The organism is Pseudomonas xanthosomatis, from assembly GCF_019139835.1.
Lineage (GTDB): Bacteria > Pseudomonadota > Gammaproteobacteria > Pseudomonadales > Pseudomonadaceae > Aquipseudomonas > Aquipseudomonas fakonensis.
This window is the reverse complement of the sequence record NZ_CP077075.1, coordinates 4,602,501-4,612,754: the sequence shown is the minus strand read 5'-3', so window position 1 is coordinate 4,612,754 and position 10,254 is coordinate 4,602,501. Positions and strand designations below refer to the sequence as shown.

At 63.8% G+C, this 10,254-nt stretch carries 11 protein-coding genes and 1 pseudogene (1 of these 12 cut by a window edge); 5 read left to right on the top strand and 7 right to left on the bottom strand.

The genetic code is table 11. The annotated features are described in order from the left end of the window. Window positions 1–47: 47 nt before the first annotated feature. Window positions 48–977 carry a DMT family transporter gene (locus KSS93_RS20340; protein WP_217885706.1) on the bottom strand — a complete coding sequence of 310 codons (930 nt, stop codon included), beginning with the start codon at window positions 975–977 and terminating at the stop codon, window positions 48–50. A gap of 84 nt (window positions 978–1,061) precedes the next feature. Here KSS93_RS20340 and KSS93_RS20335 point away from each other — a divergent pair, with 84 nt between their 5' ends. Beyond that, on the top strand, window positions 1,062–1,625 hold the full coding sequence (locus tag KSS93_RS20335) for a helix-turn-helix domain-containing protein (protein WP_217885705.1): 564 nt from the start codon (window positions 1,062–1,064) through the stop codon (window positions 1,623–1,625). On the opposite strand, the gene KSS93_RS20330 is transcribed toward KSS93_RS20335, so the two are convergent. Then, window positions 1,622–2,170, bottom strand: a complete 549-nt coding sequence (locus tag KSS93_RS20330) for a cysteine hydrolase family protein (protein ID WP_217885704.1) — start codon at window positions 2,168–2,170, stop codon at window positions 1,622–1,624. The genes KSS93_RS20335 and KSS93_RS20330 overlap by 4 nt on opposite strands. 82 nt (window positions 2,171–2,252) lie before the next feature. On the opposite strand from KSS93_RS20330, the gene KSS93_RS20325 reads away from it, so the two are divergent. Then, window positions 2,253–3,230 carry a GlxA family transcriptional regulator gene (locus KSS93_RS20325; protein ID WP_217885703.1) on the top strand — a complete coding sequence of 326 codons (978 nt, stop codon included), beginning with the start codon at window positions 2,253–2,255 and terminating at the stop codon, window positions 3,228–3,230. 3 nt (window positions 3,231–3,233) lie between these two features. On the opposite strand, the gene soxR is transcribed toward KSS93_RS20325, so the two are convergent. Then, window positions 3,234–3,680: a redox-sensitive transcriptional activator SoxR gene (gene soxR, locus KSS93_RS20320; protein ID WP_217885702.1), complete on the bottom strand. Its 447-nt coding sequence runs from the start codon at window positions 3,678–3,680 to the stop codon at window positions 3,234–3,236. Window positions 3,681–3,765: 85 nt separating this feature from the next. Here soxR and KSS93_RS20315 point away from each other — a divergent pair, with 85 nt between their 5' ends. Further along, window positions 3,766–4,146 (top strand): antibiotic biosynthesis monooxygenase, encoded by a 381-nt coding sequence (locus tag KSS93_RS20315; RefSeq protein ID WP_217885701.1) that lies wholly within the window; start codon window positions 3,766–3,768, stop codon window positions 4,144–4,146. Here KSS93_RS20315 and KSS93_RS20310 read toward each other — a convergent pair. Both KSS93_RS20310 and KSS93_RS20305 read right to left on the bottom strand, forming a co-directional pair. Then, window positions 4,125–4,895, bottom strand: coding sequence for an alpha/beta hydrolase family protein (locus KSS93_RS20310; RefSeq protein ID WP_217885700.1), 771 nt, complete (start codon window positions 4,893–4,895; stop codon window positions 4,125–4,127). The two genes, KSS93_RS20315 and KSS93_RS20310, sit on opposite strands and share 22 nt — an antisense overlap. After that, the gene (locus tag KSS93_RS20305; RefSeq protein ID WP_217885699.1) at window positions 4,879–5,979 is read right to left on the bottom strand and encodes a DUF3182 family protein; all 1,101 of its coding nucleotides are present in this window, start codon (window positions 5,977–5,979) and stop codon (window positions 4,879–4,881) included. The genes KSS93_RS20310 and KSS93_RS20305 overlap by 17 nt, the downstream gene beginning before the upstream one ends. Before the next feature lie 194 nt (window positions 5,980–6,173). Here KSS93_RS20305 and KSS93_RS20300 point away from each other — a divergent pair, with 194 nt between their 5' ends. Both KSS93_RS20300 and KSS93_RS26995 read left to right on the top strand, forming a co-directional pair. Next, the gene (locus KSS93_RS20300) at window positions 6,174–7,982 is read left to right on the top strand and encodes an aminopeptidase P family protein (protein WP_217885698.1); all 1,809 of its coding nucleotides are present in this window, start codon (window positions 6,174–6,176) and stop codon (window positions 7,980–7,982) included. Between the two features lie 143 nt (window positions 7,983–8,125). Further along, window positions 8,126–8,778 (top strand): annotated as a pseudogene (locus KSS93_RS26995) (IS4 family transposase); the annotation flags it as partial. Between the two features lie 329 nt (window positions 8,779–9,107). Here KSS93_RS26995 and KSS93_RS20285 read toward each other — a convergent pair. Together KSS93_RS20285 and rhtA are read right to left on the bottom strand one after the other, a co-directional pair. After that, on the bottom strand, window positions 9,108–9,389 hold the full coding sequence (locus KSS93_RS20285) for a hypothetical protein (RefSeq protein ID WP_217885695.1): 282 nt from the start codon (window positions 9,387–9,389) through the stop codon (window positions 9,108–9,110). A 187-nt stretch (window positions 9,390–9,576) separates the two neighbouring features. Further along, on the bottom strand, window positions 9,577–10,254 hold the 3' portion of the coding sequence (gene rhtA, locus KSS93_RS20280; protein WP_217885694.1) for a threonine/homoserine exporter RhtA. The gene runs 210 nt beyond the window's last position; the window shows 678 of its 888 coding nt (coding positions 211–888); its start codon lies beyond the right edge, outside the window — the gene reads right to left on this strand; it ends in the stop codon at window positions 9,577–9,579.

Genomic DNA, 10,254 nt, shown 5'->3' with positions numbered 1-10,254 from the left:
GCTGAGGATGGCACCGGCTTTGCCGGTGATCGCCGGCAAGCCGGCCGTTACAGGGGGGCGGCTTCTTCCTGCTTGTCGCGTGCTTCGTCGCGGCGGCGGACCTTCAGCTCGCTGACCACCACTGCCAGCACGATCAGCAGCCCGCCGATCAGCGCCACGCCCGGCAAGCGCTCGCCGGCGATGCGCCCGACTACCCCGGCCCAGACTGGCTCGCCGGCATAGATCAGGGTGGCACGGGTCGGCGAGACAGACTTCTGTGCCCAGTTCATCGCCACCTGAATCACCGCGCTCATGGCGCCCAGGCCGATGGCACTGACCAGCAGCAACCAGGAAAAATCGGGCAGACGCTCCTGGGTGGGCACGATCATCAGGAACGCCAAGGCCGAGGCGGTGGCCAGTTGCACCACGGTGACCCGGCGCACATCGACGGAGCCTGCGTAACGGCTGATGAGGATGATTTCACCGGCGATGGCCACCGCGCTGACCAGGGTCACCAGTTCGCCTTCGCTGAAGTGCAGGGCGCCGCCCTCGGGGCCGGCCAGCAGCATCAGGCCGACGAATGCCAGGCAGATACCCACGCTGGGCATCAACCCTGGGCGGCGACCGAGCACCAGCCATTGCAGCAGCGGCACGAAAGGCACGTAGAGCGCGGTGATGAATGCCGACTGGCTGCTGCTGATGGTTTGCAGGCCCATGGTCTGCAGGCCGTAGCCGAGCATGATGGTGACGCCGATGAGCATGCCCGCCTTGAGTTCGGTGAAGGTCAGCCCCGCCAGTGCGCGCGCCGAGACCAGCCCGACGAACAGCGCCGCGGCGGCGAAGCGCAGCCCGACGAAGAACATCGGCCCGCTGACGGTCATGACGTTGTGCACGATGAGGAAGGTGCCGCCCCAGAGCATGGTGATGAACACCAGCACCAGCTCGGCCTTGCTCAGGCGGAAGGTGATGGCGCGTTTGGCCGGGGTGGTCTGGTTCATGGTCTTGCGTGCTCGGCAGGGGCGGCGCACAATTCGCCGCAAAGTGGGCAGTATACTGCGCAACCTGAGCGAGTGAGCAATATAGTGCACAAAGATTCCATGCAGCGTGCCTCGGTGCTGCAGCATGTCAGCCACAACGTGCGTCGCCTGCGTGGCGCTGCTGGCATGAGCCAGGCCGCGCTGGCTGAACGCTCCGGTGTGAGCCGGCGCATGCTGGTGGCCATCGAGGCGGGCGAGAAGAATGTCAGCCTGACTACCCTGGACCTGATCGCCGAAGCCCTTGGGGTGGCCTTCAGTACCCTGATCCAGGCGCCCGAGCAGCGCGACCCCAGCCGTATCGACGAGCTGGCCTGGGCCGGCGAGAACCCCGGCAGCCGGGCGGTACTGCTGGGCAGCAGCCCTGCACGGCGTGAGGTGGAGTTGTGGGAGTGGACCCTGGCCCCAGGCGAGCTTTACACCAGCGAAGCCGATGCGGCGGGCTGGAGCGAGCAGATCTACGTGGCCGAAGGGCAGCTCACGTTGCTGATAGAGGGTGCCGAGCACCGCTTGCACAGTGGCCAGTTCCACGTATTCCCCAGCGACTGTCGCTACGCCTACCGCAATGACGGGGCGCTGCCAGTGCGCTTTGTGCGCAACGTGGTCATTTAGCCTTTGAGCAGCTCGTCGGTGCCGGCGACGTTGGCATAAGCGAACGCCAGGGCGGCCATGGCCGAGCCATGCACGTCCCGGGCAGCAACCTGACGGCCGCCGAAGTCCAGCGCCAGGGTGGCGCAGGCATCGTGGGCCACCTTCACTTCATAGCCAAAATCAGCAGCAGCGCGTGCCGCGGCATCGATGCACATGTGGCTCATGCTGCCGGCGATGGTCAGCGTGGCGATGCCGTGCTGGTCGAGTACCTGCTTGAGGTTGGTGTCGCGGAAGCTGTTGACCTGGTGCTTGAGTACCACGGGCTCGCCAGCGGCTGGCGCGACCTTGGGGTGAATCTCGGCGCCTGGGGAGCCTGGGGCGAAAAACGGTGCATCGGCGCCGGCGAACTCATGGCGCACATGCACCACCAGATCGCCCCGTTCACGGGCGGCTGCCAACAGCCGGGCGGCGTTGTCGGCGGCGGCTTCGACGCCGTCGAGGGTCCATTTGCCACCGGGGAAGTAATCGTTCTGGATGTCGATGAGAATCAGCGCTTGCTTGCTCATGGTGCCTCCTGCGGCAGTAGTGAAGAACTGACGATAGTTATAGGCTTGCCTGATCGATCTGGGCATTGGCGCGAGCGACACAATGACGGCAAAAACTGACACCCTGGAAATCGGTATCCTGGTCTACCCGGGGGCACAAAGCGCTGCGGTGCATGGCCTGACCGACCTGTTCGTGGTGGCCAACCGGGTGGCTGGCGAGTTGGGCGAGCACGGCTTGCCGTTGTTGCGGGTGAGCCATTGGCAGTTGGATGAAAGCGCACAACTGCAGCTTGTTCACGACAGCCTGCCACAGCCCGGGCATAGGCTCAGGGTGATGCTGATCCCGCCGAGCCTGGCGGCGGCGCCCTCGAACGCGCTGCTGGCAGCCCATGGCGCTATGCTTCGCCAGTTGCATGGGCAGGGTACGGTACTGGCGTCGGTGTGCATCGGGGTGTTTCTGATTGCCGGCAGCGGCCTGCTGGATGGGCGCGCGGCCTGTACCCACTGGAATTACGCCCAGGCCCTGAGCGAGCGCTTTCCCAAGGTGCAGGTGGCGGCCAGCCAGCCGTTGCTGGATGACGGCGATATCGTCACCTCGGCAGGGCTGATGGCTTGGACCGACTTGGGGCTGCACCTGCTGGAGCGTTTTCTGGGCCATACCCTGGCCCGTGAAACGGCCCGTTACCTGGCGGTCGAGCCCACGCCGGCACCTTTGCCAGGGGCTTTGTTCACCCCGCGGCTGGAGCATGGCGACGAGGCGGTGCTGCGGGTGCAGCACTGGCTGCAGGGCGAGGCCGGACGCGATGCGGGGCTGGCTGACATGGCCCGTTGTGCGGGGCTGGAGCCTCGGACGTTTCTGCGTCGTTTTCGCGCCGCCACCGGGCTGCGCCCGACCGAATATGCCCAGCAAGTGAGGGTTGGGCGTGCCTGCCGGCTGCTGGAATTCACCCGGCGCAGTGTCGACCAGATCGCCTGGGGCGTTGGCTATCAGGACCCTGGAGCCTTTCGCAAGGTGTTTCAGCGCCTGACCGGCATGACCCCCAGCGACTATCGGCGGCGTTTTGCGGTGGGCAGCGCCTGAGCCTCAGCCCAGGTGTGGGCCGGGGCCGGCCTCGCCCAGGCGGTCGTGGTGGTTGCGCAACGGGCACTCCTTGAGCGACAGGCAGCCGCAGCCGATGCAGCCGTCGAGCTGGTCACGCAGCAGGCTCAATTCTTCGATGCGCTTGTCCAGCTCCTTGCGCCAACGCAGCGACAGGCGCTGCCAGTCCTCGGCGCTGGGGGTGTGGTCTTGGGGCAGGGCGGCCAGGGCCAGGGCGATGTCGGCCAGTGGAATGCCGAGGCGCTGGGCCATCTTGATCACCGCTACCCGGCGCAGCACCGCGCGTGGGTAGCGGCGCTGGTTGCCGGCGTTGCGGGTGCTGTGGATCAGGCCCTTGGTCTCGTAAAAATGCAGGGCGGTCACTGCTACACCGCTGCGCGCAGCCAGTTGCCCGACACTGAGCAGGCGTTCGCCGGGGGAGGGCGCTTTCATGGAAAAAGTCCTTGACCTTGAGTTAGCTCGAGGTTTTACCCTGCGCGGCGACAGGCTGCAACAGCCCCAAGCGAGGAGACGGTCGATGACGGCGCATGCCCATTCCCTGTGGTTCACCCAGATGATCGAGTACGACGTGCCGCCGGATCGGCAGAGCGCCCTGGCGCAGGCGCTGGTGGCGCGTTGCGAGCAACTGGCGCTGCGCTGCGAGGGCCTTGAGGGGGCCAGTATTCAGGCCAGTGACGACGGCTGCCGGGTGCTGCAGTATCTGCAATGGCGCTCACGCGAGGTATGGGCCGCTGCGGCCGAGACCTTTGTCGAAGAGCCGTTCCTGGCGCTGCTGAGCCAGCACCAGGCCCGGGGCGTGAACTTTGCCGCGTACCAGGCCCTGCGCAGCCTGGTACGCGGGGCCGACGGTGGTTTGCACTGCCAGGTTGGCGAGGTTCAGGCGTACCACGGGGCGTAATGCGGGTAGCGGTCCAGGCGCGCGCCGATGACCATTTCGCTGACCCAGGCGGTGAGCATCGCGCTGTAGGCTTTCTGGCTTTCTTCGCTGGACAGCGCATGGTCGGCGCCGTCTACGATGCGATGGGTCAGTGAATGAGCGCTGACGAACGCCGAGCGGTAGTTCATCAGGGTGTCGTGGGGTACGTAGTCGTCCTGTTCGGATTCCACCAGCAGTACGTCGCCGGCGAATTCGGCGCAGGCGCCAAGGGCACGGTTGTCGGCCGGGCCCAGGGCGCGGCGGCGGTAGTCGTTCAGGCGCTGGCGGTCGAGCCCTTGCTTGGGCATGTTCCACTCATCGTCCCAATACAGCGCCGGTACCCGCAACGCCAACCACTTCACTGTGCGGCGGGCGGTGAGCAGGGTGGCCAGGTAGCCGCCGTAGCTGCTGCCGATCACGGCGATGGCGCCTGGGTCGACACTGGGGTGGCCGACGAGCAGGTCGTAGGCGGCCAGCAGGTCATCGAGGTTCTGTTCGCGGGTGACGGTCAGGCGCTGGCTTTCGGTTTTTTCGTGGCCGCGCAGGTCGAAGGTCATGCACACGCAGCCAAGCCCGGTGATCTGCCGCGCCCGGGCCAGGTCGCGCTGCTGGCTGCCGCCCCAGCCGTGGACGAAGAGGATGCCGGGCATGCGGCTGCCGGGGCTGACCAGGGTGCCGGCGATGCTCTCGCCCTGGACCTTCAGCTCGATGTTTTCACTCTCGATGGCCATGCTCGCGTATCCGTGCGTATTTGCAGAGTTGTCCGAGTTCACTGTCATCCCCCTGATAGAAGAGTGTGGCGTCGGCGGGCAGTTGGGGTGTGCCGAACACCTCGTGGGTTGATGCGCGCAGTTGTTGCAGGGCCGGGTCGTCGGTGAATGCCTGAAGGGCCAGAAGCTCGGCACTGCTGGCACCACCGATGCGCCAGGATTGCTCCAGCACACCGCTGCGCAGGTGCCCTTTGGCATCGCGGCCGCGGGCGATGTCGTAGTTGCGCCGCGAGACGACGAAGGTGGGAAAGTGCGTTTCGGCGGCCTGCTCGTAGGCCACCGCCTGGTTGACCGCCAGGCGCAGGTGGTCTTGCAGTGGCCGCTGCAGCAAGGCGTCGTAGCCGCCGCGCACGACGATCAGGTCGGAGCCGCCGTACACCTCGCAGCCCTGGTGGTCGCGGGTCAGCTGTTGCGTGCCGTGATAGCTCAGAGTCAGCCCGGCCACGCGGACCTGGCCGATGCTGAAAGTTTCGACGTCGCTCAGGTCTTCTTCGAGCACTAGACCCCATAGCGCCAGTTGCTGATCGTCCATGGTGGCGAGCAGTGTTTCGAGTTGGTCGATATGTTCGAGCACTTGCTGGCCCCGGCCAGCGGTGGCCAGCACGGGTTTGAGGCGAACTTTGCCGTTGCTCAGCAGCAGGGCGACGGCGCGGCGGGCGTCGGCTTTGGAAAATACGCTGTAGCCGCGCAGCAGTGCATCGCTGGCCTGCCGGGCGAAGGCATCAGTCCAGCCTGGGGGAGATGTGGCGCCCGCGGGCAACGGGTGGGAGATGGCCTTGGTCGCCATGTACGGGTGGCTGACCAGGCCGCCGAACAGGTCGCCCTCATCGTTGATGCCTGGCGGCGTCTGGCCTGACGTTTCAAGCAGCGTTTCGGTGGGGACATAGTAGTAGTGCTTGCCATGCACGCAAGGCTGCGCAGCGTCATGGCGTTCGACGCCCAATAGCCGGGCCAGGCCGTCGGCCAGCTTCAGGTGGACCGCGTGCTCATGCTCGGGCGTGTGCTCGCGGGTATCGAGCAGCACCACGGCGTGCTTCGTTTGCATGGGCTTCTCTCATCGACTGCCTGTGTAGAGTTTGTGAAGGTTAAGCACTGGGCAAGTTCAGGGCGAGTGACCGGCGGTCGGCAGGGCGGTTGCGGCAAAGCCTGCTTTGATGTCGCCTGCATGATTGCGGGCCCCGGCTGGCTGTTCCATTATCGACGGCCTGGACCCGCCGAGATAAGCCCGCAGGAGTGTGCATGAACAGTCAGTCCCCCCTTCTGGAAAGTGTGCCGGCACGCCTGGCCCGTGTGCGTGAGGTGATGGCCGGCGAGGGCGTCGATGCCCTGCTGGTGCCGTCGGCCGACCCGCACCTGTCCGAGTACCTGCCGGGGTATTGGCAGGGGCGCCAGTGGTTGTCCGGTTTCCATGGCTCTGTGGGCACGCTGGTGGTGACAACGCAGTTCGCCGGGCTGTGGGTCGACAGCCGCTACTGGGAGCAAGCCGAACATGAACTGCAAGGCAGCGGTATCGAACTGATGAAATTGCGCCCGGGGCAGCCGGGGGCGCTTGAGTGGCTGGGCGAGCATGCCCCGGCTGGGGGTGCCGTGGCGGTGGATGGTGCGGTGATGGCGCTGGCTGCTTCGCGGCAGCTGGGTGAGCGGCTGAAGGCGCGCGAGGTACGGCTGCTGACCCGCCTCGACGTGCTTGGCCAGGTGTGGACCGATCGGCCAGCATTGCCGGTCAACCCGGTTTACCAGCACCTGCCGCCTCACGCCACGGTCAGCCGGGCCGAGAAACTGGCCACCCTGCGCGCTGGTTTGCGCGAAAAGGGGGCCGACTGGCACTTCATCGCCACGCTGGATGACATTGCCTGGTTGTTCAACCTGCGGGGGAGTGACGTCTCCTACAACCCAGTGTTCGTCGCCTTTGCCTTGATAAGCCAGGGCAAGGCCCTGCTGTTCGTGGGCGCGGACAAGGTAGACGGTCATCTGCGTCAGGTGCTGGCTGCCGATGGCATCGAGGTGCGCGGGTACGATGAAGTGGAGCAAGCCCTGGCAGCGATCGAACCTGGCAGCAGCCTGTTGCTGGACCCGGCGCGGGTTACCTGCGGCCTGGTGGATGCACTTGATGGGCAGGTGCGCCTTGTAGAGAGCATCAACCCGACGACCCTGAGCAAGTCTCGCAAAAGCGAGGCCGACCTGGTGCATATCCGCCAGGTGATGGAGCAGGACGGTGCGGCGTTGTGCGAGTTCTTCGCCTGGTTCGAGGCCAACCTGGGTCGCGAACGCATTACCGAGCTGACCGTCGATGAACAACTTACTGCGGCCCGGGCCCGGCGCCCGGGTTATGTATCGCTGAGTTTTTCCACCATCGCGGCCTTCAATGGCAATGGCGCGATGCCTCACTATCGGGCCACCGAGCAGTCCCATGCGGTTATCGAAGGCAATGGCCTGCTGCTGATCGACTCGGGTGGGCAGTACCTTGGGGGGACCACCGACATCACGCGGATGGTGCCGATCGGTGAGCCAACGTATGAACAGAAGGCTGATTGCACGCGCGTGCTTAAGGGCATGATTGCTTTGTCGCGGGCACGCTACCCGCGAGGCATCCTGTCGCCGCTTCTCGACGCCATCGCGCGGGCGCCGATCTGGGCCGACCAGGTGGACTACGGCCACGGGACCGGGCACGGCGTGGGTTATTTCATGAACGTGCACGAAGGGCCGCAGGTGATCGCCTTCCAGGCACCAGCCACGCCACAGACGGCCATGCAACCGGGGATGATCAGTTCCATCGAACCAGGTACTTATCGGCCGGGGGAATGGGGCGTGCGGATCGAGAATCTGGTGGTCAACCGTGAGGCAGGTAGCTCGGCGTTCGGCGACTTCCTGGAGTTCGAAACCTTGACTTTGTGCCCGATCGACACGCGCTGCCTGCTGCCCGAGCTGCTGGGGCGCGAGGATGCTGCCTGGCTTAACCGCTATCACTGGAGCGTGCGCGAACGGCTTGCACCGCTGCTGGCTGGTGAGGCGCTGCAATGGCTGGAACAGCGCACTGCGGCTATCTGAAGCGGGTCATACGAACATGAAAAAGGGCAGCCTGCGGGCTAATGCCAGTCAGTTAAGACTGACGCATTGACCTTTAGCCCGTAGGCCGCAAAATCCGATGCTTGGAAACGAGCATCGGATTTTTTATGCGTTTAGCAAAAGCACTGTCCCTCACTCACGAAATGGCATCAAGGCCAAATGCCCTTGAGGGGCTAGGGGCGTTCTACGGTGGAGCGACCAACCAGCATGGGGACGGCGGTTTTCCTCAAGTTCGAATGCTCTGTCAGACGGAGCTGACCAGCCATTTGCTGATCAGCAGCACTTTTGAAAGCTACCACAGCAGTGAAATGAAGCTGGCTGAACAGCTGATCGCCACGACGCCTAACCAGTCACTGGCCCTTTTCGATAAAGGTTTCTACTCGTTGGGCTTGCTGCATCACTGGCAATCGCAAGGTGAGCAGCGCCACTGGCTGATCCCCTTGAAAAGGGCGTTCAGTATGAGGTTGAGCACAAGCTTGGGCGTAATGATGCGCTGGTCGTTTTGCGCACATCGCCCCAGGCCCGCAAGCAGTGGCCGGGCTTAGCGCTGGAGGTCCGAGCGCGACTATTGAGCAAAACGATCAAAGGAAAGGTTGTGAGTGTCTTGACCTCGATGACCGATCCACTGCGCTTCCCGGGTGATGAGATCGTCGATCTTTACAGCCAGCGCTGGGAAATCGAATTGGGCTACCGGGAGATCAAGCAAGGGCTCTTGGACGGCGAATACACGCTGAGAAGCAAGACGCCAGAAATCATTGCGCAAGAGTTGTGGGGCGTGCTGCTGGGCTACAACTTGTTGCGTTATCAGATGGTTCAGTTATCGAGGCAGTGCCCTGGCGTCTACCTCTGCGAAATGAGCTTTACCGCTTGCAGCTGGGCAATCTTGGGCTTGTTGCATGGCACGTCACTTAATCATCCCGGTAACCTGCCAGGATTTCTGGCGGATCTGCAGGCATCAGCGGCGCAGTATGTCTTGCCTCATCGACGACCTGATCGTTGGTTCCCGAGAGTGGTGAAGCAACGACCAGCAAAATATCCGACCCGAAAATGAAAATGCCAGTCAGCTTAACTGACTGGCATTAACCTGCGGGCTGCCCTTTTTTGCTTCTACTTGCAGATAACGATCATGCTGCGGCTGGTATAGCCGGCCGGGTTGATGCCGAAGATGTAGTCACCAGGCTCCTCGTCATTGTCACCGGAGCGGGCGATCACCTTGTAGCCTTTGCCGCTGCAGGAGGTTTCGGCCTTGGCGTAACACTTGTCCCACGAGGAGGAGAGGCCCGAGCAATTGATATGCAGGCCCTTTTTTCCCCGTTTCACCTCGGTCTTGGCCGTAGCGGCACATCCAGCAATGGCCAAGATAGCCAGGATGAGCAAAATACGTTTCATTCCTGTCCTTATGCAGGCCCGACTGCTTGAGCAGGCCTGTCGTCAGCGCTTCGAGTCTTCCTTGAGATTCCCCAGCATCCCTTTGCTGCCAAGTAGATAGCGTCTTGATTATGATTTTGTGACAGCTTAAGTCAGCTGCGGCGAGCGGTACAAGGCCGACACCACTCAAATGCAAATATTTCTCAAATCAGTCGGCCGCTACCGGTGGGGTGCTATCGCGTTTCATCGACAAGGTCGCGCCGACCGACGCAGTGATGATGGCAAGGATGGCCAGCCATTGCCAGAGGGTCAGTTTTTCGCCGAGAAAGAGCAGGCCCGACAACGCGCCGAAAGCCGGCTCGATGCTCATCAGGGTGCCGAACGTACGGGCGGGCATGCGGGTGAGGGCGACCATCTCCAGGCTGTAGGGCAATGCGGTGGACAGAACGGCTACAGCCAAGGCTATAGGTAGAAGGGCGGGGGTGAGCAAAGCGCTGCCAGCGTGCACGATGCCGATTGGTGCGACGAAGAGCGCTGCGATCACTACGCCCAGGGCCGCAGTCTGGATACCGTGCTCGGCGCCGGCTTTTTGTCCATAAAGAATGTACAGAGCCCAGCAGACTCCTGCGCCCAAGGCATAGAGGGCGCCGATCGGGTCGATGCTGGCGCCGGTCTGGCCGACGGGGATGAGCAACAGCAGGCCGGCGACGGCGAGCGCGATCCAGACAAAATCCAGCGCCCGGCGCGAGGCCAGCAGTGCAACGGTGAGAGGGCCGGTGAACTCCAGGGCGACGGCGATACCCAGGGGGACGGTGCGCAATGACATATAGAAGAGGAAGTTCATGCCCCCCAGGGCCATGCCGTAGATGATCACGCTGCGCCAGGT

Coding starts and splice junctions, on each gene's coding strand:
- KSS93_RS20340 (WP_217885706.1), bottom strand. CDS start 977: ATGAACCAGACCACCCCGGCCAAACGCGCCATCACCTTCCGCCTGAGC.
- KSS93_RS20330 (WP_217885704.1), bottom strand. CDS start 2,170: ATGAGCAAGCAAGCGCTGATTCTCATCGACATCCAGAACGATTACTTC.
- KSS93_RS20325 (WP_217885703.1), top strand. CDS start 2,253: ATGACGGCAAAAACTGACACCCTGGAAATCGGTATCCTGGTCTACCCG.
- soxR (WP_217885702.1), bottom strand. CDS start 3,680: ATGAAAGCGCCCTCCCCCGGCGAACGCCTGCTCAGTGTCGGGCAACTG.
- KSS93_RS20315 (WP_217885701.1), top strand. CDS start 3,766: ATGACGGCGCATGCCCATTCCCTGTGGTTCACCCAGATGATCGAGTAC.
- KSS93_RS20310 (WP_217885700.1), bottom strand. CDS start 4,895: ATGGCCATCGAGAGTGAAAACATCGAGCTGAAGGTCCAGGGCGAGAGC.
- KSS93_RS20305 (WP_217885699.1), bottom strand. CDS start 5,979: ATGCAAACGAAGCACGCCGTGGTGCTGCTCGATACCCGCGAGCACACG.
- KSS93_RS20300 (WP_217885698.1), top strand. CDS start 6,174: ATGAACAGTCAGTCCCCCCTTCTGGAAAGTGTGCCGGCACGCCTGGCC.
- KSS93_RS20285 (WP_217885695.1), bottom strand. CDS start 9,389: ATGAAACGTATTTTGCTCATCCTGGCTATCTTGGCCATTGCTGGATGT.